Annotated in this window: 27 protein-coding genes and 1 tRNA gene; 10 read left to right on the top strand and 18 right to left on the bottom strand. The window is 68.1% G+C overall.

Features of this window, described 5'->3' with window-relative positions; translation table 11 throughout:
- Positions 1–60 precede the first annotated feature (60 nt).
- Together BLU18_RS07990 and BLU18_RS07995 are read left to right on the top strand one after the other, a co-directional pair.
- Complete coding sequence (locus BLU18_RS07990; protein WP_092633794.1) at positions 61–945, top strand: homoserine kinase; 885 nt, start codon at positions 61–63, stop codon at positions 943–945.
- Between the two features lie 42 nt (positions 946–987).
- On the top strand, positions 988–1,368 hold the full coding sequence (locus BLU18_RS07995; RefSeq protein ID WP_092633796.1) for a hypothetical protein: 381 nt from the start codon (positions 988–990) through the stop codon (positions 1,366–1,368).
- A 9-nt stretch (positions 1,369–1,377) separates the two neighbouring features.
- On the opposite strand, the gene pdxS is transcribed toward BLU18_RS07995, so the two are convergent.
- Entirely contained in the window at positions 1,378–2,277 is a 900-nt protein-coding gene (pdxS, locus tag BLU18_RS08000) for a pyridoxal 5'-phosphate synthase lyase subunit PdxS (protein ID WP_092633798.1), read from the bottom strand.
- Positions 2,278–2,393: 116 nt separating this feature from the next.
- Here pdxS and BLU18_RS14850 point away from each other — a divergent pair, with 116 nt between their 5' ends.
- Together BLU18_RS14850 and BLU18_RS08010 are read left to right on the top strand one after the other, a co-directional pair.
- Positions 2,394–2,558, top strand: coding sequence for a hypothetical protein (locus BLU18_RS14850; RefSeq protein WP_176791209.1), 165 nt, complete (start codon positions 2,394–2,396; stop codon positions 2,556–2,558).
- 66 nt (positions 2,559–2,624) lie between these two features.
- A complete protein-coding gene (locus BLU18_RS08010; RefSeq protein ID WP_092633802.1) occupies positions 2,625–3,362 on the top strand; it encodes a DUF1405 domain-containing protein in 738 nt (245 codons plus the stop codon).
- On the opposite strand, the gene BLU18_RS08015 is transcribed toward BLU18_RS08010, so the two are convergent.
- Entirely contained in the window at positions 3,359–3,895 is a 537-nt protein-coding gene (locus BLU18_RS08015) for a hypothetical protein (RefSeq protein ID WP_092633804.1), read from the bottom strand. The genes BLU18_RS08010 and BLU18_RS08015 overlap by 4 nt on opposite strands.
- Before the next feature lie 261 nt (positions 3,896–4,156).
- Between BLU18_RS08015 and BLU18_RS08020 the strand changes: the two genes are divergently transcribed.
- The gene (locus tag BLU18_RS08020) at positions 4,157–5,203 is read left to right on the top strand and encodes an enolase-like domain-containing protein (protein WP_092633806.1); all 1,047 of its coding nucleotides are present in this window, start codon (positions 4,157–4,159) and stop codon (positions 5,201–5,203) included.
- On the opposite strand, the gene BLU18_RS08025 is transcribed toward BLU18_RS08020, so the two are convergent.
- Genes BLU18_RS08025 through BLU18_RS15100 form a run of 3 tightly spaced genes read right to left on the bottom strand, consistent with a single transcriptional unit; the run spans position 5,200 to position 8,418 of the window.
- On the bottom strand, positions 5,200–6,111 hold the full coding sequence (locus BLU18_RS08025) for an HFX_2341 family transcriptional regulator (protein WP_092633808.1): 912 nt from the start codon (positions 6,109–6,111) through the stop codon (positions 5,200–5,202). The genes BLU18_RS08020 and BLU18_RS08025 overlap by 4 nt on opposite strands.
- A gap of 49 nt (positions 6,112–6,160) precedes the next feature.
- Entirely contained in the window at positions 6,161–6,973 is an 813-nt protein-coding gene (locus BLU18_RS08030) for an MOSC domain-containing protein (protein ID WP_092633810.1), read from the bottom strand.
- Between the two features lie 41 nt (positions 6,974–7,014).
- Positions 7,015–8,418, bottom strand: a complete 1,404-nt coding sequence (locus BLU18_RS15100) for a DUF6498-containing protein (protein WP_092633812.1) — start codon at positions 8,416–8,418, stop codon at positions 7,015–7,017.
- 167 nt (positions 8,419–8,585) lie between these two features.
- On the opposite strand from BLU18_RS15100, the gene dnaG reads away from it, so the two are divergent.
- Complete coding sequence (gene dnaG / locus BLU18_RS08040; protein ID WP_092633814.1) at positions 8,586–9,920, top strand: DNA primase DnaG; 1,335 nt, start codon at positions 8,586–8,588, stop codon at positions 9,918–9,920.
- On the opposite strand, the gene BLU18_RS08045 is transcribed toward dnaG, so the two are convergent.
- Both BLU18_RS08045 and BLU18_RS08050 read right to left on the bottom strand, forming a co-directional pair.
- Entirely contained in the window at positions 9,917–10,330 is a 414-nt protein-coding gene (locus BLU18_RS08045) for a GNAT family N-acetyltransferase (protein ID WP_092633816.1), read from the bottom strand. The two genes, dnaG and BLU18_RS08045, sit on opposite strands and share 4 nt — an antisense overlap.
- Positions 10,327–11,640, bottom strand: coding sequence for a DUF92 domain-containing protein (locus BLU18_RS08050; protein ID WP_092633818.1), 1,314 nt, complete (start codon positions 11,638–11,640; stop codon positions 10,327–10,329). The genes BLU18_RS08045 and BLU18_RS08050 overlap by 4 nt, the downstream gene beginning before the upstream one ends.
- A 107-nt stretch (positions 11,641–11,747) precedes the next feature.
- Between BLU18_RS08050 and BLU18_RS08055 the strand changes: the two genes are divergently transcribed.
- Positions 11,748–12,356, top strand: a complete 609-nt coding sequence (locus tag BLU18_RS08055) for an undecaprenyl diphosphate synthase family protein (RefSeq protein WP_092633820.1) — start codon at positions 11,748–11,750, stop codon at positions 12,354–12,356.
- Between the two features lie 4 nt (positions 12,357–12,360).
- On the opposite strand, the gene BLU18_RS08060 is transcribed toward BLU18_RS08055, so the two are convergent.
- From BLU18_RS08060 to uppS, 3 genes are all read right to left on the bottom strand, one after another.
- Positions 12,361–13,047: a DUF4382 domain-containing protein gene (locus tag BLU18_RS08060; protein ID WP_245697929.1), complete on the bottom strand. Its 687-nt coding sequence runs from the start codon at positions 13,045–13,047 to the stop codon at positions 12,361–12,363.
- 226 nt (positions 13,048–13,273) lie between these two features.
- Positions 13,274–14,158, bottom strand: coding sequence for a mechanosensitive ion channel family protein (locus tag BLU18_RS08065; protein ID WP_092633822.1), 885 nt, complete (start codon positions 14,156–14,158; stop codon positions 13,274–13,276).
- Positions 14,159–14,202: 44 nt separating this feature from the next.
- A complete protein-coding gene (gene uppS / locus BLU18_RS08070) occupies positions 14,203–15,138 on the bottom strand; it encodes a polyprenyl diphosphate synthase (RefSeq protein WP_092633824.1) in 936 nt (311 codons plus the stop codon).
- 86 nt (positions 15,139–15,224) lie between these two features.
- On the opposite strand from uppS, the gene cofH reads away from it, so the two are divergent.
- On the top strand, positions 15,225–16,586 hold the full coding sequence (gene cofH, locus BLU18_RS08075) for a 7,8-didemethyl-8-hydroxy-5-deazariboflavin synthase subunit CofH (RefSeq protein ID WP_092633826.1): 1,362 nt from the start codon (positions 15,225–15,227) through the stop codon (positions 16,584–16,586).
- Between the two features lie 6 nt (positions 16,587–16,592).
- On the top strand, positions 16,593–17,147 hold the full coding sequence (locus tag BLU18_RS08080; RefSeq protein ID WP_092633828.1) for a hypothetical protein: 555 nt from the start codon (positions 16,593–16,595) through the stop codon (positions 17,145–17,147).
- Here BLU18_RS08080 and cofG read toward each other — a convergent pair.
- The 5 genes from cofG to BLU18_RS08105 all read right to left on the bottom strand — a co-directional run bounded on the left by cofG (position 17,142) and on the right by BLU18_RS08105 (position 21,926).
- Positions 17,142–18,266 (bottom strand): 7,8-didemethyl-8-hydroxy-5-deazariboflavin synthase subunit CofG, encoded by a 1,125-nt coding sequence (gene cofG, locus BLU18_RS08085; protein ID WP_092633830.1) that lies wholly within the window; start codon positions 18,264–18,266, stop codon positions 17,142–17,144. The two genes, BLU18_RS08080 and cofG, sit on opposite strands and share 6 nt — an antisense overlap.
- Positions 18,267–18,308: 42 nt before the next feature.
- Positions 18,309–18,920, bottom strand: a complete 612-nt coding sequence (cofC, locus tag BLU18_RS08090; protein WP_092633832.1) for a 2-phospho-L-lactate guanylyltransferase — start codon at positions 18,918–18,920, stop codon at positions 18,309–18,311.
- A 3-nt stretch (positions 18,921–18,923) separates the two neighbouring features.
- Entirely contained in the window at positions 18,924–19,724 is an 801-nt protein-coding gene (locus BLU18_RS08095) for a hypothetical protein (RefSeq protein ID WP_092633834.1), read from the bottom strand.
- Positions 19,693–20,880, bottom strand: a complete 1,188-nt coding sequence (locus BLU18_RS08100) for a tubulin/FtsZ family protein (RefSeq protein WP_176791210.1) — start codon at positions 20,878–20,880, stop codon at positions 19,693–19,695. Before BLU18_RS08100 ends, BLU18_RS08095 begins: the two co-directional genes overlap by 32 nt.
- Before the next feature lie 158 nt (positions 20,881–21,038).
- A complete protein-coding gene (locus BLU18_RS08105) occupies positions 21,039–21,926 on the bottom strand; it encodes a complex I NDUFA9 subunit family protein (protein ID WP_092633836.1) in 888 nt (295 codons plus the stop codon).
- 159 nt (positions 21,927–22,085) lie between these two features.
- Here BLU18_RS08105 and tmk point away from each other — a divergent pair, with 159 nt between their 5' ends.
- Positions 22,086–22,667, top strand: a complete 582-nt coding sequence (gene tmk / locus BLU18_RS08110; RefSeq protein WP_092633838.1) for a dTMP kinase — start codon at positions 22,086–22,088, stop codon at positions 22,665–22,667.
- Here tmk and BLU18_RS08115 read toward each other — a convergent pair.
- From BLU18_RS08115 to BLU18_RS08125, 3 genes are all read right to left on the bottom strand, one after another.
- Positions 22,664–22,981, bottom strand: a complete 318-nt coding sequence (locus BLU18_RS08115) for a DUF7991 family protein (protein ID WP_092633840.1) — start codon at positions 22,979–22,981, stop codon at positions 22,664–22,666. The two genes, tmk and BLU18_RS08115, sit on opposite strands and share 4 nt — an antisense overlap.
- Before the next feature lie 42 nt (positions 22,982–23,023).
- Positions 23,024–23,506, bottom strand: a complete 483-nt coding sequence (locus BLU18_RS08120) for a DUF5813 family protein (protein WP_092633842.1) — start codon at positions 23,504–23,506, stop codon at positions 23,024–23,026.
- Positions 23,507–23,877: 371 nt separating this feature from the next.
- Positions 23,878–23,962 (bottom strand) — tRNA-Leu (locus tag BLU18_RS08125).
- Positions 23,963–24,012 lie beyond the last annotated feature (50 nt).

Genomic DNA, 24,012 nt, shown 5'->3' on the forward strand with positions numbered 1-24,012 from the left:
CCCGGTTCACCCGCCGAACCCTTCGGCAGGTTTTTGACCCGACTCGCGCAACTCCGGGGCATGGTTACGGTCAGGGCTCCGGCCACGAGTGCGAACCTCGGTAGCGGGTTCGACGTGTTCGGCGCGGCCCTCGGCCGACCGGCGGACGTCGTCCGCGTTGAGAAAGCCGACCGGACGACTATCGACGTGACGGGTTACGGGAGCGAGTTCATCCCCGAAGACCCGGACGCGAACACCGTCGGCGCGGTCGCCGAGGCGCTCGACGCCCCGGCACACATCCGGATCGACAAGGGGATTCGTCCCTCGTCCGGACTCGGGTCGTCCGGTGCCAGCGCCGCCGCTGCGGCGCTCGCACTCAACGAACTCTACGACCGAGGCCTCTCGCGACGCGACCTCGTCCCCATCGCCGGCAAGGGCGAGGCCACCGTCTCCGGCGAGGTCCACCTCGACAACGTCGCGCCCGCACTCCTCGGCGGCTTCACCGTCGCCACGGGGCGGGACGTGACCGTCGTCGACGCGGACATCCCCCTCGTGGCCTGTCTTCCCGAGATAGCAATCTCGACGCGCGACGCCCGCGACGTGGTGCCCGCGGGCGCTACGATGGACCAGTTGGTATACACCGTCGGCCGGGCCGCCACGCTGACGACCGGTATGTGTCGCGACGACCCGCGATTAGTGGGGAAGGGCATGCACGACCGCCTCGTCACGCCCGCCCGGGCCGACCTCATCTCCGGATACAACGAGGTTCGGGAGGCCGCCCTCGCCGCGGGCGCGACGGGCGTCACCGTCTCCGGTGCCGGGCCGGGCGTCCTCGCCGCCTGCTACCCCGACGACCGACACGACATCGCGTCGGCGATGGTCGGCGCCTTCTCCGAGGCGGGCGTCGACGCCAGAGCCTATCAGACGAAAATCGGACGCGGGGCGACGCTGTATCCCGACGACTAACTCGTCCCAAGACGTTTCTTTTCGCGCGGTGTGTCCCCGCCCGTGGATTCGAACAGCCTCCCGATGGTCCCCGACCTCCGGGTCGTCTCCAAGCCGGTTCGGTACCTCGTCTTGGGCGTCCTCGGTGCCGGCGTCCTCCTGTTCGCCGTGCTGGTGGTGCTCGGAACGCTGAGTACGCCGACGGTCACCGTGGAGGCCACCGTCGTCGATTCGGTCCCGGCCGACGCGACGGACGAGGACGTATCTTCGCTGTCCGACTTCCCCGCCGACAGCCCGATTCGGGCGGTCGTCGAGGATGCGCTCGAAAACGGTACCGCGTCGGCGACGGCGACGACGGCGGAGATTCGGGCCGCCGACGCTCCGGGAACGGAATGGTACGTCAGACACGACGGACGAGTCGTTCGGGTCGAAGTGAACGCCTGATTGCCGGCCTCAGACGCCGCGACCCTGCAGCTTCTCCTCGTCGGCCATGTCGGCGTTCGACTGGCCTTTCATCCCCTTGCCGACGTTCGTCGCGATATCGGCGAGGCGGTCGGGGTCGTCCCAGTTGTTGACCGCCTCGACGATGGCGGTGCCCATCGCTTCGGGGTTCTCGGCGCCGAAGATGCCCGACCCGACGAAGATGCCGTCACAGCCGTGGTGCATCATGAGCGCCGCGTCCGCGGGCGTCGCGATGCCGCCGGCGGCGAAGTTGACGACCGGCAGGCGACCCATCTCCGCCGTCTCGTGGACCAAGTCGCGGGGTGCGCCGTGCTCGCGGGCCCAGCGCTCGCGCTCCTCGTAGGCCATGCCCTCCAGCTGTCGGATAGCGCCTTTGATGGCGCGCTGGTGGGTGACGGCCTGGTTCACGTCGCCGGTGCCCGCTTCGCCTTTGGTGCGAATCATCGCCGCGCCCTCGTCGATGCGGCGGAGCGCCTCGCCGAGGTTGCGCGCGCCACAGACGAACGGCGCGGTGAAGTCGCGCTTGTCGATGTGGTAGTCGTCGTCGGCGGGCGTGAGTACCTCGCTCTCGTCTATCATGTCGGCGCCCGTCGCCTGCAGAATCTCGGCTTCCTTCTGGTGGCCGATGCGGGCCTTCCCCATGACGGGGATGGACACTTCCTCCAGAATCTCGGTGAGGGCCGCGGGGTCGGCCATCCGGGCGACGCCGCCTCGCTTGCGGATGTCCGCCGGGACGGCCTCCAGACTCATCACCGCGACGGCGCCGCAGTCCTCCGCGATGCGGGCCTGTTCCGCGTTGACGACGTCCATGATGACGCCGCCTTTCTGCATCCGCGCGAACCCTCGCTTCACCAGTTCCGTGCCGCGCCGCAACTCTTCGAGGTCGGTCATATGCCTCGTTACGAGGGGATACACTTAACGCCAGGCTTTCGGTGGATATTGCCGGTCATCGCACCCACAATAGGTCGGCCGGGACACTGATGGCCGTCGCGTCCCACCTTCGACCGATGAGCGACCGCGACCCGAGTTCGAAGAACCCGCTCTCGCCCTACTACCCGTCGGAGACGCCCAGTCTCCCCGGCGACGGACGGACGTGGTTCGCCCTCCTCGTCGCCGGGATGCTCCTCTTGGGTGTGGTCTATACGTTCCTCACGCTGTTCGTCACGCTGTGACCGGCGCTCGCCGACGCCACCCGGTGGACCGCCACCGATTTACCGGCCCGCTCCCTGCCCCCGACAATGAGCTCCGGGACGGAGTCACTCGCGGGTCGCGTCGCTTCCCTCTTCGACGGTGCCTCGCTCCCCGACCCCGACCCGCTTCCGCGGTGGCTGGCGCCGCTGCCCCGCGCCCTCGAGAACTTCGGGCTCTCGATTGCGTGGGTCATCGTCCTCGTCAACCTCGTCGGCACCGCCTTCGGCTTCTGGTACTACCGCTTCCAGTTCGTCGCCGAGCCCAGCGTCATCTTGCCGCTCGTCCCTGACAGTCCCGTCGCGACGCTGTTTATCGCGCTGTCGCTCGCGACGTGGAAACTGGGCCGCGAGAGCGAGACGCTGAACGCGCTGGCTTTCTTCGGCTGTTGGAAACTCGGGCTGTGGACGCCCTTCGTCCTCGTCGCGTTCGCGGACGGCTTCCTCGCCGCCAACTCCCTGCCCATGTACGCCTTCCTCCTCGGCAGCCACCTCATGATGGCCGTCGAGGCGTTTCTCATCCATCGCTACAGCGACTTCCCCGTCCACGCCGTCGCCGTCGCCGTCGCGTGGTACGGCCTGAACGACGTGGTAGACTACTTCGTCCCGCTGGTCGGGTCGCCTCACCACACGCTCTTGCCCGGCCAGCGCATCGTCGACGGGACGATAACCCACCTCTCGCCGACGCACGAAATCGCCGCCGCGGGCGCCGTCGTCCTGACGCTCACGGCTACCTTCCTGACGCTCGCGACGCGCGTGAAGAAGTTGGAAGCGACCGACCGGCGTTAGCCCGCCTGTCGGCGCTCGGTGAACGTAATCGTCTTTTCCTCGGACTGGACCGTCGTCTGGACGGTCACCCAGCCACCGGCGCTTTCGACGGCCACGGCGTCCGAGAGCGACAGTTCGACCCGCTTGGTCGTCGTGTGCGACTCACTCGCGTTGAGCGAGCCGACCCGTTCCTGTCCCTCCCAGACCACGTCGCCGTCGGTTCCGTTGCCGGCGAAGATGCGCGTGTAGACCGTTACGTCCGACGCGTCCGCGTCCCCGTCGTTCGTCAGCGTACTCGTCACGTCACGGCAGGTTCGCCCACACTCTTCCATCTGGTCGACGGTGAACGCGAAGGCCGGACTGGGCGCTGGCTGGGTCGTCGTCACGTTGTCGCCTCCCGTCCCGGCGGCCGTCTCCGTCGTCGTCTCAGTCGGGAAGGATTCGATGTCGTCTCCCGAACCGCTATCCGACGCGCCGCCGCCGAGGCCACCGAGACCCACCGCGGCGGCTGCGACGACGGCGACGACACCGAGCGCGATGACCCACTTCCGCATCGACGCTCACCTCCTCTCCTCGACTGCCGGGCCCCCGTCGATCCCTGTGCCTGTCGCCCGCGCTCCCGTCGCAACGAGTCTCGCCGCCCCTGTCCTGGCGACGAGCGTCGTTCCGTTCTCATTCATCTCGTCAAGGTCGTAGCTGTCCGGCCCCGTATAACTGTACGTCGCTGAACCGCACTTCCCGCGGACTAGTCCAGATTAAATCGGATTAACGGCAGCGCTCCCACAGCCTTTCACGCTGGAGCGCCTGATTCCGCCGTGACCCTCTACGACCACCTCGCGGACCTGCCACTCCGCGTCGAGAGCGAGACCCGAACTCGCCACGAGCGAGACACCTCCAGTGGGTTCACCCGTGCGACCACCGTCTTCGAGCTCCGCGGCGACGGGCACGTCGGGCGCGGCGAGGACGTCACCTACGACACGGAAGACCACGACGCACTCGCCGAGACGGGGTCGCTCGTCCCCACCGGCGAGTACACGTTCGACGAGTTCTCGACGGCGCTCGACGACGTGGACCTCTTTCCCACGGAAGACCCGGAACAGCCGTCTGCGCGCCATTACCGCCGCTGGGGGGTCGAGAGCGCGGCCCTTGATTTGGCGCTCCGACAGGCCGACACCGACTTCGCCACCGCGCTTGAGCGGGAGCGTGACCCCGTCCGGTTCGTCGTCAGCACCCGCCTCGGCGACCCGCCGACGACCGACCGCGTCGACGCGATTCTTGACGCCCAGCCCGACATCGGCCTCAAACTCGACCCCACGAGCGACTGGGACGACGACCTGGTGACTGCGCTCGCCGACACCGGCGCCGTTCGCCTCCTCGACCTGAAGGGCCACTACACCGGGACGACGGTCGACCAAGCACCCGACCCGGACCTCTACGAGCGCGTGATTCGGGGCTTCCCCGACGCCGTTATCGAAGACCCGGCGCTCACCGACGAGACGCGAACGGTGGTGGCGTCGGCGCGGGACCGCCTCTCGTGGGACGCGCCGATAACGAGCGTCGAGAGCGTCCGTGACCTGCCGTTCGAGCCACGGTGGCTCAACGTCAAACCCTCGCGCTTTGGCACCGTCGAGTCACTCCTCGACACTATCGAGTACGCGCAGGCGAACGACATCGCGTGTTACGGCGGCGGGCAGTTCGAACTTGACGTGGGCCGGGAACACATTCAGACGCTCGCGGCGACGTTCTACCCCGACGCGCCCAACGACGTGGCGCCCGGCGGCTACAATCTCCCCGACCTTCCCGCGGACCTGCCGGGGAGTCCGCTGGTTCCCGAGGCGTCGCCCCGCGGCCTCGACTTCTAGTCGTCGTCCTCGCGGTCGGCGTGGGCGCGCACCCACAGTTCGCCGATTCGCGACAGCTGCGTTCGGTAGGACTTGCCGTGCTCTTCCTGTTCGATGTAGCCTTTCCCGCCGGGACCGAGGCGGTCGACGTTGTAGATGACCTTCGACCGGAAGCTGTCGGTGTACTCCTCGCCGAGTTCGGCGGCGAGTGCCTCCGCGAGTTCGGAGACGGATTCGAACTCGCCGTGGTCGCCGAGTTCGAACAGAATCACTTCCTCGAAAGGTTTGACGTTCGAGAAGGAGGCGACCGGCAGTTCGACGATGTGGTCCTCGCCGATGCGCTTGGCGCCGATGGTGGTACCGCGCTCGTCGAACTCGTCGAGGAGTTCCGTCGTGCCCGTCAGTCGCTCCCGAATCGCGTCCTCGTCGACCGACTCGTCGTCGAGCAGGTCGGTCAGCAGGTCGCGGTTCGCCCGCAGTTCCTCGGCGAGCTCCGTCTCCAGGTATTTCTCGGGGGCGGTGTAGTAGGTGTGGATGCGGTCGCGGTCGGCCTGCCGTTCGAGCGTGATGGAGTGGGCGGCGGTGGCGAAGGCGAAACTCACGGGCCGGGGCATCGAACTCACGTTGACCCACACCTCGCCGTCCGGCGCGCCCGCGTCCAGTTCGTCGTTGATGAGGTCGTACGCGCGCTTGAACGCCGCGTCGTAGTCGTAGACGTCCTCGATGACGACCCGAGTCGTCTCGGCGCCGAGCAGGTTCTGAAAGTCCTGTTCCAGTTTGGCGGAGAGGTTCCGCGAGTACTCCACGTTGGCCTCGCTCCCGACCGCTCCCTCCAACAGGATGACGCGGTCCACGTCGAACTGGTCGCGAATCAGCGGCGCGATCAGCCGGTCGTAATCGAACCCGACCGGGACGATGTGGGTCTGCATACGTGGTAGTGAGCTGGCGCCGTTATATATCTCGCCAAGCAGGTCGGCGTCAGTCGCCGACCCGCACCTCGTCACCGACCGCAATCGACTGTTCTCGCGACGCCTCGGGCACCTGCGAGATGAGCATCAGGGTGTAGAAATGCGGGAAGGCGTCTTCGTCGGCCCACTCGGGGAAGGTCGCCTCCCGCCGCTCCACGAATCGCTCGCGGAACTCCGGCAGTGGGTCGCCCGTCTCCGGGTCGCGACTGGGGACCACACACCGCGCGCAGGGTTCGGCGCCCTCGAACCGAACGCCGTCGCCCACGACGAACGCAGGGGCGTCTTCGCCGACGAAGCGGTCCTCCCAGAACGCGGGGACGCCGCTCACCTCGACGTTGGCGCGGAGGCGACGCCGGGCGCTCTCGACGGTCATCTCGTCGAACCACGAGGCGACTGCCTCCAGCGTCGCGGTGCTGATGATGGAGGGACCGGCGTCGGGTCGGTCGACGAACGCCGGCGGTTCGCGGCGACGCAGGTCGACCGGGTCGCCGATGAACTCGCCGAACCACTCGCCCGCCGTCGCGCGGCCGTCATCGGTCGAGAGGTCGAAGGTCCGTTCATCGCCGTCGTCCGGGTCGACGGTCAGGACGTGCGTCGAGGGGTCGAAGTCGGTCCGCACGTCGTGCACGCGGTCGGTCTGCTTGCCGTTGTACGCGAGCGTCTGCATGTCCGATCCCGTCTCGATGCGACTGGCTTCGGGGTCACACAGGGCGTACGCTCGGTCGCCCGCGAGCGTGCCCGCGGCGCTCACCTGCGCGGAGTCGACATCGATTCCGTCGAACCCCTTGATGGGGTAACACCGCAGTCGGTCGATTTGCGCCATCGGCCTCACCTACAGCCGAGAGGCCCATAACGGTACGCGTCTCAGATTCGTGCCAACACGACCCACAGCAGGGCGACCACGGGGATGGCACCGAAAGGGCCGAGCACGACGACGATGCCGACCGCCGTCGACCGCTCGACCTGTGGCGCGAGGAACAGACCGGCGGGGACGGCGAGGAAGGCGAGCACCAAGAGTGAGGCGGCGGCGATGACCGTGGGGTCTCGCGCCGGTCGCGCCGTCTCCTCAACGGGGAGGTCGAGCGTCTCGGCGGCCGCCTCGGCGTCGCGAACGGGTCCGAGTTGTACGTCTCGCCCGTCGGCCGACGCCACGTCGGCGACGGTGAGCGTGTCGGTCCCGCGGAGTCGGTCGACGATGGCGTTTTTCACCGAGAACTCCGTCGTCGAATCGACCGGCACCACCCACTGCGGGGCGTCGAGGAGCGTGTCGTACGCCACCAGATTCTCGCCGCGTCGCTGGTACTCGATGGTTCCGTACCGGAGGTAAAACGAGCAGACGCGGCCGGCGACGACGGCGAGGAGTGGAACCAGTCCGAGGGCAATCCAGAGCGGGCGGCGCGTGAGGGCGGCGAATCCGGCGACGACGAGCGAACCCATGCCGAAGCGCGTCGCGAACCCGAACGCGACGGCCCAGACGCTCCCCAGCAGTACCGACCGCGCGTCGACGCCCACTCGCCCGCGGACGGGCGCGTCGGGCAGGTCGAGCTCCGGCGGTGGCTCGCTCGCGTCGGCCGTGAACCGCTCCCCGAGCTGGACGAGCGGTTCGCCGACGTGGTCGGCGTAGAAGCGATAGGCCGAGACGGCGGCTTTCACGAGGACGACGCCGACGAGGAGCGCGAGACTGCCCGCTCGACTGTCGGCGGCGAGGAGGCCGACCGAGAGGACGACGACGCCGAGTTGTATCGGCGTCTGGAGGAGCTCTTGGGCCGACACCGTCGCGTACTCCTCGTCCCCGACGTACTCGGTGACGAAGTCACGCACCTGCGAGACCAGTAACGCGCCGATGCCCGCGAGCAAGTCGAGCGAGAGCGCGATGTCCGGGCCGTCCGCACCCCAGTGGAGGAGCGTCAGCGGAAGCGCCGTCACGCTCCAGGCGCCGACAACGGAGAGCGCGAAGGGGACGTTCCGGGGGTAGAGCGGTGGCCAGTTTGGGTGGGGCCGCCAGCCACCGCGTTTCTCGCGGAGTTCGTGCAGGGGTTCGATCGACCCGGAAATCCCCGGCGAGCCACGCTCGGCGAACAGCGCCTTCACGGCCGCCATCACCATCGTCACGCACGCTTCGACCCAGTAGAGCACCAGCAGCGACGTGAGGTCCCACCCCCAGGCGACGACGCCGACGAGTGGGAGGAGGTTCGCGACGACGACCAGCGCCAGTCCGAGCGCGGCCGTCACCGGGAGCGACTCGGGACCAGTCGAAGGGCGACGCATAATCGCACGTTGGCGGCGGAACGGGCATGTATCTCCTGACTCGGCGCCGTCGCTGGCCAGTCGGAAGTACGACAGGTATTTCCCGGGTCACCAAAAATTATATAGGCGTACATGGGGCGACCCATGAACTCACCATCACCATCATCACCCCCACGAGGGGATTATCAATGGACGACACAGCCAAATACCTCATTCACGCATCGATTGCGGCCGACGGCGTCGTGGAGCGAAGCGACGTGGTCGGCGCCGTCTTCGGGCAGACAGAGGGCCTGCTCGGCGACGAACTCGACTTGCGCGACCTACAACAGTCCTCGAAAGTCGGTCGTATCGACGTTCAGATAGACAGCGAAAACGGCCAGTCCTTCGGCCGCATCACCATCGCGAGCAGCCTCGACAAGGTGGAGACGGCCATCCTCGCCGCCTCCCTGGAGACTATCGACCGCGTCGGCCCCTGTCAGGCCTCGGTCGAAGTGACGAACATCGAGGACGTGCGCGAGGCCAAGCGCCGGAAGGTCATCGACCGCGCGAAGGAACTGCTCGCGGGGTCGTTCGACGAGAGCGTCATGGACTCCTCGAAGATTCTGGAGGAGGTCCGCGAGAGCGTCCGCATCGAGGACATCACGGAGTACGAGGGCCTCCCCGCAGGCCCGCGCGTCGCCGACGCCGACGCCATCATCGTCGTCGAGGGCCGTGCCGACGTGCTCACCCTGCTTCAGTACGGCATCAAGAACGCCATCGCGGTGGAGGGGACGAACGTCCCCGACCCGATAGCCCACCTGAGCGAGGAGCGGACGGTCACGGCCTTCCTCGACGGCGACAGGGGCGGCGAACTCATCCTCCGCGAACTCTCACAGGTCGGCGACGTGGACTACGTCGTCTTCGCGCCCGAGAACCGGTCCGTCGAGGACTTGGAGCGCCACGAAGTCATGTCCGCCCTGCGGAACAAGACACCCTACGGCGACATCGTCGGCGAGGGTGACGACTCCGTCGCACCGCCCGAAGTCGGCACGTCCGACGACTCGCCCGCGTCTCACTCGCCCGTCCCCGTCGCCGAGACGGCGGCCGGGAGCACCACCGTCGAGACGGGCGTCGCGGAAGAGAACGGCGAACGCGCCGAAGGGCACGGCGAGCGTGCCGAGGAGAACGGCGAACGCGCCGAAGAGGCGTCGGCCACCGAGAGTGACGCCGCCGAGGCGTCGCCGTCGACCCTCCGCGAACACGTCCGCGCCGTCATCGACGCCGAGACGGGGACGGCCCGCCTCCTCGACGCCGACTACGAGGTGCTCGAGACGGTGCCCGCGGCCGACGCCTTCGACGCTATCGCGAACGCCGAGACGCCCCCCTACGCCCTCGTCGTCGACGGCGAGGTGAGCCAACGGATTCTCGACGTGGCAGCCCAGCGCGGCGTCGAGCAACTCGTCGCTCGTTCGACGGGTGAAGCGGTGAAAACGCCCGTCGACGTCCGCGTTCGGACGGCCGAGCAGTTCGTCGCCGCCGACTAGTCCCGCCGATACTGAATCGCCGCCCCGTTTTCGAAGAACTCCGGCAGGCGTTCGACTCGTTCGAACCCACACGCTCGGTACAGCGACTGCGCTGCCTCGTTGTCGGCCGCGACGGTGACGGTCAGGGAGTCGCCACCCTCTGCACACGCCTCCAAGAGTGCTCGCGCCCGCCCCTCGCGGCGATGGGCCGGCGCGACGACCAGTTCGGCGACGTACACCGTCTCGTCGCCGGGGACGGCGAGGGCGTAGCCGACGACGGCGCCGTCCGCAACCGAGACGAGCGCCGTTGCCGGCGTCGGCGCCCCCGTCTCGCCGAGCGCGCTCTCCAAGAGCGCCGGACTGGGTTCGGGGAGCAACGACTGTAGGTGAGTGAGTCGGTCAGCGTCTGCCGGCGTCGCCGGGCGAATCACAGGACGAGAACGGCGAGGACGGCGCTCGTGACGGCGCCCCCGAGCGTGCCGAGGAAGTTGACCGTCTGGTTACCGACGCGCCCGCCTTCGAGCGTCGCCCCGAGGACGCTGTCGACGGTCATGCCTGCGACGCCGCCGGCGACGACGGTAAGGGCCGCGAGCGCCGGCGCGTCGAACGTGAAGCCGATAACGGCGACGGCGGCGACGATGGCGGCGCCGACGACGCCGACGGCGTAGCCCTGCCACGTGACCCCGCCGTCGGTGCCGGGTTCGACGCGTTCGAGCGTCGTGATGAGTCGGGGCTCACCGAACAGGACGCCGATTTCGCTGGAGAGGGTGTCGCTCATGGCGGCGGCGAGCGATCCGGTGAACGCGAACTGGAAGAGTGCGGGGTCGAGTTGCATGTTACTGCTCGCGGCGAAGCCGATGACGGCCACGAGCGCCACCGCCGCGTTGCCGAGGACGTTCCCGCTCCCCCGGGCGCCCTCGTTGTCCTCGGCGACGCCGCGTTCGCTCTTCTCCTCGTAGCGGTACTTCGCGGAGAGGCCGCCGATGCCGAAGAAGGCGATGAGGATGGCGAACCAGCCGATACCACCGAAGACGATGGTGAGGAGGCCGAGCAAGACGCCGGTCACCATCCCCGGGACGGAGGCGGTGCCGGTCCGATAGGAGACGTAGCCGAGGGCGACGGTCACGGCGAGTGCGACGCCGACGTTGACGATGCCGGCGTCGACGCCGATGACGTCGAACAGCCAGAGCAAGAGCCCCGTCGAGAGCATCACGATGGGGTCGTCGCGTTCGTAGAGCATCGACCGCAAGAGTGCGGCGACGAGGGCGCCCGCGGCGGCGAGAAAGACCACCGACGCTGGCGTCGGCGTTCGACCCAGCGCCATCGCGACGAGCACTTGGCCGGCGGCTGCCGCGAGGAAGGCGACGGTACTGAAGCCGGCGACCGACCGTCCCGGGTCGCTCCACAGTCGCTCCACGGCGCGAGCGCCGACGTTCCCGTACGCGACGACGAGGACGGCGGCGACGAACACGCCCGTCGGCATCGACTCCCGGGGCGCCGTGGCGAGGATAGCGAGGCCGGTGGCGGCCAGAGAGAAGCCGGCGAGGCCGTTGAGCCGGCCGTCGCGGCGGTCCTGTGGCCGGGCGAAGAGGTCGAAGACCGGCCCCTCGTCGATGACGAACGCAGCGAGGAGCGCGACGATAGCGAAGGGGGCGGCGGCCGCCCGCCCGAGTTCGGGCGCAGCGAGCGCGAGCGTTCCGACCGCCGCGAACCCTCCTGCCCGTCGAAGGGTGGACGTCACACCGTGCGGTACCTCGGACGGCCACTTAACCCTCCCGACACGGGGCGCTGTCGCCCCGAAGTCGCCGAACCCGGTGTGCTTTTGCGCTGTGCCCTCCTGTTGCCCCCGTGGGCCTGTACGACCGCTATCTCGCGCTCAGGCAGCGCTTTCACCCCGGCGACCCGCCAGCACACGTCGCGCTCGTCCTCACGGAGCGGGACCTGTTGGAACAGGGGGCGTACGACCGCCTCGAACGCCTCCTCGGGTGGGTCTTCGACTACGGCGCCGAACGCGCCACCGTCTCCGTGAGCGTCCTCGACGAGTCCGTGGTGCCGACGCTGGAGCGCGAACTCCGCTCGCTCTCCGTACCTCGCCGCGTCGCCGTCCGCGCTCCGGACGACACCGACCCCGTCGACGCGCCCGTGCAGGTGAACGTCGGCCTCGGCGGCAAAGGCGAGTTCGCCGCCGCCGTCCGCTCGCTCGCTTCCGAAGTCGACGCCGGCGAACTCGACCCGAGCGACGTGGACGAGGCGGACGTGGAACGTCGGCTGGTCTTCCCCGACGAACCCGACCTGCTCATCAAGACCGGCGCCGAACGCCTCTCGGATTTCATGATTTGGCAGTCCGTCTACTCCGAACTCTACTTCATCGACGTGAACTGGCGGGACGTCCGCGAGCGCGACTACCTCCGGGCAGTGCTGGACTACCAGAACCGCCAGCGTCGCTTCGGGCGGTAGGCCGCTATTCGCTCGTCGCCGTCTCGTTCGCCGTCCCGGTGCTCGTCGCCTCTATCGACTCGTAACTCACCGTCGTCTCCTGTGCGACCGGTTTGAGGAGGTACGACCCGCTCTGCCCTCGCTTGACGGGCGTGAAGTCGGCGGTGAACTGCGTCCGCGTGTTCTCCCGAATGTCGAAGGACTGCTTGAACTGCAGGGGGGCGTTGCCCGGCGTGTCCACCGTCGCGTCGCCGCCGTCGGCGAGGGTTGCCTCGACGCCCGTCACGTCGAGCTGGAGGAAGGCGTACGTCCCCGTCTCAAGTTCCTGCTCGCCGATGAGCGCCGAGCGGTCGCCCTGCAGCTCCACGAGGTCGGCCTCCTGCGGGCTCTCCAACTCGTGGTACTGGCGCGCGTCGCTCTCGTCGGGAGTCTCGGTGCTCTCGGAGTCCGACTCCGTTTCCGTCGCCGTCGCGTCCGATTCCTCGTCGCTCTCCGGTTTCACCCAGTAGCCTGCGATAGTGACGACACAGGACTCGAAGTCGCCGATGTCGCCCGGTTGGTCGCTCACGCGCGTCGCGAGCGTGCCGGTCGCGGCTTCGGCGCCGCCCATACAGCCGGCCAGTCCCGCGACGCTCGCGGCGGCCGCCGCGCCAGTCGCTCGCAGGTAGTCACGTCGCGATGCCGTCGCCGATTCGTGGTCGTGTTCGTTCACGGCCTACCCGACAGGCCGGACAGACATAAACGGGCCACGCCGTTCCGGGCGAATTAACCCGAGTTCAGCCGGGTTTGCCCGTCGCTCGCGGTTCGTGCCGTTCACGCCGCATCCGGAGGGTGTTTAACGCCGAACGACTGCGTCTCCGGAGCGTACGCACCGTGCCCGCGCACCGCCGTCACATCGAGCTGCGGTCGGCAGGCTGGGCGGGTGGCGAGCGGTACCGTCAGTTCTCTCGGTCCACTTCGAGTCGGCCTTCGAGCTCCCGTTTCGACGCCGGGCTGATGGTGATGCCCGCGTCGTCAAGGCGGCGCTTGACCGCGCGGGCGTACGCCGACCGAATCCCGAAGACGTCCTGCCGTCGGGGGTCGCTGATCCAGAAGTGGACGCGGACGACGATGGCGTCGTCGCCGAAGTCGTCGACGTACGCCTTCGGCGTCGGCTCCCGTTCGATGGCCTCGACGGCCTCTGTCGCCGCCGTGAGGTGATCGAGCGCGTCGCTCACGTCGTCCTCGTAGGCGACGCCGACGTGTTCGACGACGCGCCGACGCCCCCGTCCGTAGGGTCGCGTGATGGACTGGCTCGTCAACACCGTGTTCGGTACCGTGACGAGTTCACCGTTCGGCGTCAGGACGCGCGTCACGCGGAGCGTGATGGACTGGACGGTCCCCTCGCCGTCCTCCCACTCGATGTAGTTGCCGACGTTGAACTCGGGGTCGACGACCAGCACCAGTCCGCTGACGATGGAGCCGATGACCGTCTGGCCAGCGACGCCGACGGCGAGCGTCCCCGCGGCGACGACGAGCGCGGAGTCACCGACGAACCCGCCGTAGCCAGCCGTCCCCGCCGCGACGAAGAAGGCGACGACGAGGACGAACAGGCGGACGTACCGCTCGACGGCCTCCTGAATCGTCGGGTTGTTTCGGTTGCGACGCTTGACGTACTCGCCGACGACCGGTTCGACCACGAACCAGCCGACGAACGTGACGGCGACGAAGCCGACGACGAACCACACGCCGCGCCGGACGACCGGCCAGTAGTCGGCGAGGCCCGCCGGGCCGGGGGTCGACGGCGGGACTTCCGTGGCCGTCTGGAGCAGAACGTCGAGCATACGCTCGCCGACGGGCGGGCTACACAAAGGTCCTCGGCGGGCGGTCAGTCCGCCGCGCCGTCGCGTTCCGTCTCCACGGGCACGCCGTCGACGAGTTCGTCCGCGCCGACGTGGGGGAGTTGCTCGCGCAGGCGCCCGACCACCTCACGGGTTTCGACGAGCGACGACCCCGCGACGGCCCGAATCAAGGCGACAGCACGCTCGCGGCGCGTGTGGCGCCACGACGCCTCACGCGCTTCGTAGGTGCGGATGGCGCGCAGGAAATCTATCTTCGAGAACTCGGGCCAGTAGGGCGCACAGAAGAAGACGGCGGCCTCGTTGCCGTTCGCGTGCCACGGCAGGAAGTTGCTCGTCCGCTCGTCGCCGCCAGTCCGAACGATGAGGTCCACGTCGCGGACGGGCCGGGCGTAGAGGCGACGCTCGATGGCCTCGACGGTCACGTCCTCTGGGTCGAGGTTCCCCTCGTCGACGGCGCGGAGCGTGTCGCGGGCGGCGCTCAGCAGCTCGGCCCGTCCCCCGTAGGCCAGCGCGACGTTCAGTCGGAACCGGTCGTATCCCTCGGTCCGTGACTCCGCGTGCGCGACAGCGTCGCGGACGCGTTCGGGTAGGCGCTCGATATCGCCCAGCGCGCGGATGCACACCTCGTTCTCGTGAATCTGGTCGTGGTCGGCGAACTCCCGGAGCTTCGACTCGATGAGGTCGAAGAGGTGTTCGCGCTCCGCTCGCGGGCGCTCGAAGTTCTCCGTCGAGAAGGCATAGAGCGTGAGTTCCTCGACGCCGAGGTCCTGACACCACCGAAGCACCTGCTCGGTGGTCTGGGCGCCCTCGCGGTAGCCGTCGGTGGTGCCGTCGCCGCGCTCGCGGGCGTAGCGCCGGTTGCCGTCTTGGATGACGGCGACGTGGCTCGGGCCGTCGTCGATGTTACGACGGAGCAGACGCTCGTAGGCGCGTCGCCCCAGTCGCCGGACCCGACTTCGCATACCTGTCCCGTCGGTATCGACCGATATGGGTCTTTTGACACGGGTGACGACAACCCCTATTAGTCTCGGGCGTCTGGGCTCTTTCGATGAGCGACCCGCCCGACGCGGGCTTCGAATTCGAGCACGTTCCGGAGACCGACCAATCCTTCGAGAACGCGCTCGCGAAAGCCCGGAACGGCCACCGCCTCACCGTCGACGACGGGGTCGAACTCCTGACGACCGGAACCGACCGGGACGGCATCGACCCCGTCCGCAAGGAGCGAGTGCTGGAGGCGGCGGACTACCGACGCGCCGACGTCGTCGGCGACGACGTGACCTTCGTCGCCAACCTCAACAACAACGTCACGACGGCGTGTGACACGGGCTGTAAGTTCTGTAACTTCAAGGACCGCGCGTCGGCGTTCGAAGTCGACGCGCCGGACGACCACGGCGGGTTCACCAAGACGCCCGCGGAGTCGCGCCGGCGCGTCGCCGCGGCCGTCGACCGCGGCATCTCCGAGGTGTGTTCGGTCAGCGGCCTCCACCCCGCTTTCGCCCTCGACGCGGAGCACCGGGAACTGCTGGAGGCCGTCGACGACCCCAGCCGCGTGAACTACCGCCCGCCGTCGGCCTACACCACCTCGCCGGGCACCTACGCCGAGCAGATTCGGGCCATGTCCGTCGACGGCGTCCACGTCCACTCGATGACGCCCGAGGAGGCCTACCACGCCCGCCGCGGCACCGACTGGTCCTACGAGACGGTGTATCGCCGCCTGCGCGACGCCGGCCTCGACAGCGCACCCGGCACCGCCGCCGAGATTCTCGTCGACGAGGTGCGCGAGGTCATCTGTCCGGCCAAGATGGATACCGGCGAATGGCTCGACGCGATGGAGGGGGCGATGGCCGCCGGCCTCCCCGTCACCGCGACCATCATGTACGGCCACGTCGAGAACGAGATGCACCGCGCGATGCACCTGAAGCGAGTCCGTGACCTTCAGGACCGGACCGGCGGCATCACGGAGTTCGTCCCCCTCTCCTTCGTCCACCAGCAGACGCCACTCTACGAGCAGGGACTGGTGTCCGGCGGCGCGAGCGACGCCGAAGACGAACTCATGATCGCCGTCTCGCGACTCTTCCTCGACAACATCGAGAACGTCCAGACCTCGTGGGTGAAGTTCGGCGACGAGAAGTCGCTGAAGACGCTTTCCTGTGGCGCCAACGACTTCATGGGGACGCTCTTCTCCGAGGAGATAACCAAACGCGCCGGCGGCGACTACGGCGAGTTCCGGTCGGTCGCCGACTACGTCGACATGGTGACCGCCATCGGCCGCCGGCCGGTCGAGCGCTCGACGGACTACGAGCGGCGTCGACCTCTCTCGGCCGACGACGCGCCGTACGGCCCCGCTCTCGGCCCGCGCGCCGACGGGACGCCGATGCTCGCGGACGCGACGCCCACGGCGGACGACTGATTGACCATGATGGCGACGACGCACGCGGCGGTCGGCCTCCTCCTCGCCGTACCGCTGACCGTCGTCGCCCCCGAGTTGGCCCCCGTCGCCGCCCTCGCCGGCATCGCGGGCGGCGTCTTTCCCGACCTGGACGTACTGGCTGGCGTCCACCGCAAGACGCTCCACTTCCCCGACTACTACTGGGTGGCCGCGCTCCCCGCACTCGGCCTCGCCGCGGCCGTCCCCGGCCCCGCGACTGTCGCCGCCGCGTGGTTCTTCCTCGCGGCCGCCGTCCACTCCGTGAGCGACGTTCTCGGCGCGGGCCTCGAACCTCGGCCGTGGGAGCGCACCTCTGTCGAAGCCGTCTACCTCCACTCCCGACGCCGGTGGCTCCGGCCCCGGTACTGGGTGCGCTACGACGGCGCACCCGAGGACTTCCTGCTTACGCTGGTCTGTTTCGCACCGGGACTGACCCACTTCGGGCCCACGGTTCGCCGCGTCGCCGTGGCGTTCGTCGTCACTGCCGGCGGATACACCCTCGTCCGGAAGCGCCTGCCCGACATCGAGGAGCGGTGGCTATAGCCGGGGCGGCCCGCCCACGAACCGGTCCAGCTCCGCCATCGCGTCGACGATTGGCTGACTGAGCCACGACCCACTCGCTGGGTCCACGCCGTCGCGGCGGAATCTGGGTGGTAGGTAGCGTTCGTGCGTCGGCAGGCGTTCGCGCAACGGCACGCCCGCCTCGGCGGCCACGTCCCGCAGTTCGTCGAGCGCGGGCCACGCGTACTCGGGATTGATGTAGTCGTCCGTCACCGGCGACACGCCGCCCAAGTCGTCGACGCCGCAGTCAAGTAACTCCCGCGTCGGCGAGAGGTTCGGCGGCACTTGGACCGACACCTCGGCGGGGAGCGCGGCCCGTGCCATCGCCACCGTCTCGCGCATCGTCTCGACGCTCGGTCGCTCGAAGTCCGAGCGCTCGTTCGGGACGACGTTCTGGACGATGACCTCTTGAACGTGGTCGTAGCGCTCGTGGAGTTCGCGGATGGCGAGCAGACTCTCGGCGCGGTCACGCCGCGTCTCGCCGATGCCGACGAGAATCCCCGTCGTGAACGGGACGCCCGCCTCGCCGGCGGCGCGAAGCGTCCCCAGTCGGCGCTCCGGCGTCTTCTGCCGGTTCCCCGCGTGGGCGTCCACGTTCGCCGTCGTCTCTATCATCACGCCCATGCTGGCGTTGACCTCGGCGAGTCGCGCTATCTCCGATTGGCGCAGGTCGCCGGGGTTGCTGTGGGGGAGCAACCCCTCCTCCAGCGCCATCTCGCAGGCGTCGACGAGGTAGTCGAGGACGGTGTCGTATCCCCACTCGTCGAGTTGGTCGTGGACCTGCGTGTAGCGTTCGTCGGGCGCGTCGCCGAAGGTAAAGAGTGCCTCCGTACAGCCCGCGTCGGCGCCGTGGCGGAGCTGTTCGCGCACCGATTCGGGCGGCATCAGCGTCGCCTCGCCGGGCACGTCGTAAAAGGAGCAGTACGTGCAGGTGTAGCGGCAGGCGGTCGTCAGCGGGAGGAAGACGTTCCGCGCGAAGGTGAGTTCGGGCGCCGAATCCACGTCGGAAGGCGTCGTCCCGAGGAGAGCGTCGACGGCGTCGTCGTCGACGAGCGTCGACGGCGCGACGCGTTCGTCGTCCGTCTCCGGGGCCCGAGACATGGGCTCTGCTCGGCGCCCGACGGGCAAAAAACCGCCGTGTCGTCACTCGCGTCGCACGCCGACGCGGCCGCCGTCGGCGTCGAGTTCGAACCCCGCCTCGCGGAGCCACGACGCCGCTTCCCCCTCGCCGTGGAGAAGTACCTCGACCAAGTCCGCAGGCACGTCCACGTCGGTCGCCAGTCGCATCGAGTCGACGACCGACACCGACGCCCCGATGTCGCGGGCGTGCGCCCGGTGGTCGCGGTAGGAGACGCCGTGGAAGTCGACGCGAAACTCGGGGTGGTCGACGACGAGGGCGTTCGTCCCGCCGCCCCGTCCCGGAGCGATGGCGATGTCTGCCTCGCTCGCGGCGTCGGTGAGGCGGTCGATGGCCGTCGGCGTCACGAGTGCGAGGTCCGCGACGACGATTCCCACTCGCTCGTCGCCGAGGCGGGCGTTCACGGCCTGCGAGAGCGGCCGCTCGTCGACGGTCACGGGCGCGTCGACCGACACCGGCGCCGTCGCGAGCACTTCGGCGTCGTGGCCGGCGTCGCGGAGGGCGGTACACACGTCACGGAGCATCGCTCGCGAAAAGGTGCGGCGTTCGTCGGCATCGAGCACCCCGTCGAGTCGGGTCTTCGGGGTCGTCGACTCGAAGGGGACGAGCGTCCGCATCCGCTAGCTGAGCGGGTCGTCCGGGCCCTGTTGGGAGCGCCAGTAGAGGACGCCTCCCACGACGAGCGCAAGGACGACGAGCGCGACGACGCCGTAGATGAGCAGTTGCTGGGTCTGCTGGGACTGCTGGGCCTGCTCGGCCTGACTCGCCGCTCGGGTGGCAAGGTTGGTCGCCACGTCGAAGCTGCCGTCGTTGTACGCCGTGATGGCGTCCTCGTAGTTGGCCTGCGCGTCGCTCGGGTTCGCGCCGCTCTGTCGGGCTTCATCGAGTTCCGTGCCCGCTCGGTCGATAGCCTGTCGCGCCGACGCGCTCTGCTCGGTGTAGTGGGTGGCGTCCCATGTGTCGATGGTGTCGCTCGCGCCGCCCGACTGCCCGCGAGTGAGCTCCAGCAGTTGGAACTCCTGGGCCGGGTCGTAGCTGTACGAGTCGACTTCGGGGACCGTCCCGGTGACGCGAACCTCGACTTCCGAGGTGCCGCTACTGGCCTGGATGTCGACGTTCGAGAACGATTGGCCCGTCGGCTCGATGAGGTCGACCTGCGACCCGGTCTGGTCGTAGAACACGATGGTCCACGACACGTCGGTCAACTCCGTCGAGCCGGCGAGTTGCCACTGTTCGCTCTGGGGGTTGCGGTACAGTTCGTCGAGTGTGACTGATGCCGATACTTGCGTGCCGACCTGGGCTTCCTCGGGCACGTCCTCGCCAGTGACGTTGATGGCCGCCGCGGGGACCGTTGCGGCGAGCAACACGACGACTAGGGCGAGGACGACCTTAGAAGAGTGATTCGAGTTCGTCCTCGTCATCTTCGACTAAGTTCTGGAGATTGGATTCGCTCTCTTCGCGGATTTCGTTGATGTTGTCCTGTGCTTCGATGGCGACCTGTTGGAGCTCCTTGATGCGCGGCACGTTCGTGACGCCCGAGAGGAGGATGGCCGAGGCGACGAAGTCACTGCTGTTGAGGGGGTAGTCGCCCCCGCGGACCTCCATGCTCCCGGTCTGCTCTTCGAGCCACTTCCGCCCGCGCTCGATGCCTTTCCGATTCAGGTAGGCCGAGGGGCCGGCCATCACGAGGAGGGCGCGCTCCGTGCCGTCGATTTCACAGGGGAGGGTGAGTCGCCCCAGCGCCGCCTTGCGGACGAGGCTGGTGATGCGGTTCGTCGTGTTCGCAGAGTCGAGCTGGTCTTCGATGGATTCGTCGCTGCCCGTGAACCGCGAGAGCAGGCCGCCCGACTCCTGCTTGCGTTCGACCGACTCGCGGGCGTAGCCGACCGTCGAGACGCCGCCGCCGGAGAGGGTGTTGATGATTTCCGAACTGTCGACGACGGATTCGGCCACCTCTTGGCCCTCTCGGACCTCGCCCGCACCGAAGAGGATGCCGAATCGCTTGACGATTTCCTCGTTGATCTCGTCGTAACCACTCTGGACGGACTCGCCCGTCTGTCGCCACGCGTCGTTGTCGAACACGAGGAGGTTGTCGACTTCGTTGACGAGCGTCTGGAAGGAGCGGGCGGCGTTGAGCGTGTAGATGCCACCTTCGTCGCTCCCGGGCAGGATGCCGAGTCCGTAGACTGGCTCCGTGTAGATGCGCTTGAGGTGTTTCGCGAGGACGGGCGCGCCGCCACTCCCGGTACCGCCGCCGAGGCCGGCGACGATGAGGAAGGCGTCGACTTCGTGGACGGGGATGCCGTCGATGGCGCCTTGCACCTCGCCGATGTCCTCCTCGGCGACTTCCGCGCCGAGTTCGTTGTCCGCCCCGACGCCGTGTCCTTTCACGCGAGACTGGCCGATGAGCACTCGCTGGTCCTGCGGGATGTGTTCGAGGCCCATCAGGTCGGCTTTGGCCGTGTTGACGGCGACTGCCGCGCGGACGATTTCACTTCCCGTCCGCTGATCGTATTCCAGGAACTTGTCGACGATTTTGCCCCCGGCCTGCCCGAACCCGATCATGGCCAGTTTCATAGTTTCAGACCCCGCTTCATTGGGAAGAACCCAGGCGCAAAACGACCATAAACCTTGTGGGCGCGTGAGAGTTCAGTCCCCGATTTCGGCGCCAAAATCGCCCGACAGCGACGTGATTAAAATAGTGACAACTGTGTCTGACGGGCGTCTGCCGTCCGTCAGCGTTCGCCGAGGTACGCACCGAGCGTCTGGAGGGACGACTCCTCGACGCCGAACGCGTCGACGTCGTTGTGGGTGGTGGTGTTGTCGAACTGGAGCGACCGGTACTGGTCGGCACCCATCGGCGCGCCGGGAAGCGATCCGAGCACCGAGAGCCCCACCTTCGCCAGCGGCATCGGGACCGGAAGCACCGTCATCGGCCGTCCTTCGCTCCCGTGGACGATGCGCGCCACCTCCGCGAGCGTCAGTTTCTCCGGCCCGCCGAGTTCGTAGACGCCGCCGTCGTAGGCGTCGTCCTCCGTCGCCGTCGCGAGTATCGGCGCCAAGTCACCGATCCAGATTGGCTGGAAGCGCGTCTTCCCGCCGCCCGGAAGCGGCGTCAGATACGGCGGGGCGAGCTTCTTCGTGAACGAGACGAACTCGCCGCCCTCGCCGAAGATGACTGACGGGCGGAAGATGACGTGGCGCAGCGAGGACGATTGGACGATTTCCTCGGCCTCGCCCTTCGCGCGGATGTACGCCGTATTGCCGTCGGGGTCCGCGCCGAGCGCGCTCATCTGGACGATTTTCTCGACGCCCGTCTCCTCGGCGGCCTGCACCACGTTCTCGGTCCCCTGTCGGTGGATTCGGTCGTGCATCTCGTCGCCGCCCGACGGCTTGAACAGCGGTGACAGCGCGACTAGATTGACGACCACGTCCTGCCCGCGCATCGGTTCGACGAGCGAGTCGTAGGCCGTCACGTCGCCCATGGCCTTCTCAACGCCACCCGGAAGGTCGCCCTCACTCGGCCGTCGCGAGAGCGCCGTCACCGAGTGGCCTCGCGATTTCAGTTCACGGCACAGGTGTCCGCCGACGAATCCGCTCCCGCCGGTCACCAGAATCTTCATAGGCTATACATTTCCGCGAATCGACCTAAAGGTAACGCGCTGTGAAGGGTTCACACGACTGCCAGAATCCGTTCGCGCCCGTTCGCCGGGCGTGTCACTACGCTGAGACCACCGACGGTGGACCCCGACAGTTAACCCCTCGCCTCGGCAACCCCCGATATGCTCCTTACGCTGGAGGGACTCGACGGGAGCGGGAAGACGACGGCTTGGCGGGCGCTCCGCGACCGCTACCCGTCGGCCGTGTTCACCCGCGAACCGACCGACTCGTGGTACGGCGACGCCGTCTATCGCTCCATCGACGACGACAACGCCGACCCGCTGGCCGAACTGTTCCTCTACACTGCCGACCACGCAGACCACCTCTCGCGTGTCGTCCGCCCCGCGCTCGACGAAGGGTCGCTCGTCGTCTCGGACCGCTACTCGGACTCCCGAATCGCGTATCAGGCGGCCACGCTCGCGGACTCCCCCCTCGCGGACCCCTTCGAGTACGTTCGTGACCTCCACGCACCGTTCTCTCGGTCGCCGGATGCGACGCTGTTTTTCGACGTCGACCCCGAGACGGCCGCCGAGCGGAGTGGCGAGACCAACAAGTTCGAACGCGCCGACTACCTCCGGGACGTGCGCGCACAGTACGAACGTCTCATCGACGCCGACCCGGAACGGTTCGTGCGAATCGACGCCACCCAGACCCGAGAGACCGTCCTCGACGACGTGTTCGCGGCCGTCGACCGCCTGCGCTAGTCCGTCGTCTCCGGCAGTTCGTACTCCTCTGGCGGGGTGACGTACAACACGTCGATGCTCACCCCGAGCGCCATCGGGAGTCCGATCATCAGGCCGAGGACGGCGGCCGTGCTCCCGAGGTCGATGCCCACGCCGAGGCTGAACGTCGTGATGGTCGTCACGACGAGGACGACCGGCACGATGAACGCGGTGTACAGCGCGCTCCCCCACTGCGTGTGGAGTTTGAGGCGGAAAAACCGCGTCAGCACCGCTGCGAGAACCGTGTTCGCCCCGAACACGACGGCCATCAGGCCGACGTCCAGAATCGTCGCCATAATTGGGGAAGGCACTCCACCGGCTTTTCGGTGTCGGCTCGACTACTGTCCGGCCCGTTTCGCCTGGTCGAGCAGGCCCGCCACCGGGTCGACGTACTCGTATCCGGGAACAATGCCTTGGACGTACGTCCCCTCGACGTAGTTGATTATCGCCGCCGCGTCCTCGACGCCGCGTTGCTCGTTGATGTCCGTGTACGCGTATTCGACGACCAGCTCGCCGTCTCGTTGCTCTACCGCGGGGTCGAAGTCGTGGTCACCGCGCACGACGCCACCCACGTCGGCGACGCGCAGCTCGAACGTCTCGGCCCACCCCTCCGCGACGGCGTCACCCACGTCGCCGTCGACGGCCGCCGACAGCGTCGGTACCCGGACCGTCACGGCGAAGTCGATGCGGCCGTCGGCGTCGGACGCCTCGGCCGTCGCCTCGAAAGTGGTCGTGGTCGACGCGAATCGAGCTTCGTCTATCTCTTCGAACGAGTCGTGCCTGCGGAACGTGCGGGCGGCTCTGCCGACTGTTTCGCTCATACCAGTACGAGGTGGCGCGCGGCCAAAAGTCCCTCGCGTCGGTCGACCATGCTTGTGGCTCCCTATCGTTCTGCCGGCTGCGGCAGCCTTAAGTCCCTCCCACCGATTGTTTCAGGTGACGCTTCGTCTGGAGGGCCGAAGCGTCAGCGGGGACCAATTCAGGGCGGCAAGCGAACGTACGGGCCTTTTTTGTCCGTACGCTCGCTTTTCGCTTTGTCAGTACGACTCCGAGTGATTTCTGTATAGAACTGATTCGGTTCGATACCGGGGGATTCGAACCACAGTCGGACGTGCTCGCTGACGCTGCGCGCGCCCTCCCTGGTTCAAATCCTCACCGCGTTCGTTCGGCGCGCTCTGGCGCCTCACTCACATGCGAGGGAGGGGATTCGAACCCCCGAACTCCTTCGAGAGCGGGTCTTAAGCCCGCCGCCTTTGGCCTGGCTCGGCCACCCTCGCTCGACTGCCCGTTTCCCACACCGCCGCAAGTGGCTTTCGGTCCGCAGAAC

Source organism: Haloplanus vescus (genome assembly GCF_900107665.1).
In the GTDB taxonomy this organism is placed as follows: domain Archaea; phylum Halobacteriota; class Halobacteria; order Halobacteriales; family Haloferacaceae; genus Haloplanus; species Haloplanus vescus.

Bases quoted from the DNA above. Each gene is read 5' to 3' on its own strand.
- BLU18_RS07990 (WP_092633794.1), top strand. From the start codon at position 61: ATGGTTACGGTCAGGGCTCCGGCCACGAGTGCGAACCTCGGTAGCGGG.
- pdxS (WP_092633798.1), bottom strand. From the start codon at position 2,277: ATGACCGACCTCGAAGAGTTGCGGCGCGGCACGGAACTGGTGAAGCGA.
- BLU18_RS14850 (WP_176791209.1), top strand. From the start codon at position 2,394: ATGAGCGACCGCGACCCGAGTTCGAAGAACCCGCTCTCGCCCTACTAC.
- BLU18_RS08010 (WP_092633802.1), top strand. From the start codon at position 2,625: ATGAGCTCCGGGACGGAGTCACTCGCGGGTCGCGTCGCTTCCCTCTTC.
- BLU18_RS08015 (WP_092633804.1), bottom strand. From the start codon at position 3,895: ATGCGGAAGTGGGTCATCGCGCTCGGTGTCGTCGCCGTCGTCGCAGCC.
- BLU18_RS08025 (WP_092633808.1), bottom strand. From the start codon at position 6,111: ATGCAGACCCACATCGTCCCGGTCGGGTTCGATTACGACCGGCTGATC.
- BLU18_RS08030 (WP_092633810.1), bottom strand. From the start codon at position 6,973: ATGGCGCAAATCGACCGACTGCGGTGTTACCCCATCAAGGGGTTCGAC.
- BLU18_RS15100 (WP_092633812.1), bottom strand. From the start codon at position 8,418: ATGCGTCGCCCTTCGACTGGTCCCGAGTCGCTCCCGGTGACGGCCGCG.
- dnaG (WP_092633814.1), top strand. From the start codon at position 8,586: ATGGACGACACAGCCAAATACCTCATTCACGCATCGATTGCGGCCGAC.
- BLU18_RS08065 (WP_092633822.1), bottom strand. From the start codon at position 14,158: ATGCTCGACGTTCTGCTCCAGACGGCCACGGAAGTCCCGCCGTCGACC.
- uppS (WP_092633824.1), bottom strand. From the start codon at position 15,138: ATGCGAAGTCGGGTCCGGCGACTGGGGCGACGCGCCTACGAGCGTCTG.
- cofH (WP_092633826.1), top strand. From the start codon at position 15,225: ATGAGCGACCCGCCCGACGCGGGCTTCGAATTCGAGCACGTTCCGGAG.
- BLU18_RS08080 (WP_092633828.1), top strand. From the start codon at position 16,593: ATGATGGCGACGACGCACGCGGCGGTCGGCCTCCTCCTCGCCGTACCG.
- cofG (WP_092633830.1), bottom strand. From the start codon at position 18,266: ATGTCTCGGGCCCCGGAGACGGACGACGAACGCGTCGCGCCGTCGACG.
- cofC (WP_092633832.1), bottom strand. From the start codon at position 18,920: ATGCGGACGCTCGTCCCCTTCGAGTCGACGACCCCGAAGACCCGACTC.
- BLU18_RS08095 (WP_092633834.1), bottom strand. From the start codon at position 19,724: ATGACGAGGACGAACTCGAATCACTCTTCTAAGGTCGTCCTCGCCCTA.
- BLU18_RS08100 (WP_176791210.1), bottom strand. From the start codon at position 20,880: ATGAAACTGGCCATGATCGGGTTCGGGCAGGCCGGGGGCAAAATCGTC.
- BLU18_RS08105 (WP_092633836.1), bottom strand. From the start codon at position 21,926: ATGAAGATTCTGGTGACCGGCGGGAGCGGATTCGTCGGCGGACACCTG.
- tmk (WP_092633838.1), top strand. From the start codon at position 22,086: ATGCTCCTTACGCTGGAGGGACTCGACGGGAGCGGGAAGACGACGGCT.
- BLU18_RS08115 (WP_092633840.1), bottom strand. From the start codon at position 22,981: ATGGCGACGATTCTGGACGTCGGCCTGATGGCCGTCGTGTTCGGGGCG.
- BLU18_RS08120 (WP_092633842.1), bottom strand. From the start codon at position 23,506: ATGAGCGAAACAGTCGGCAGAGCCGCCCGCACGTTCCGCAGGCACGAC.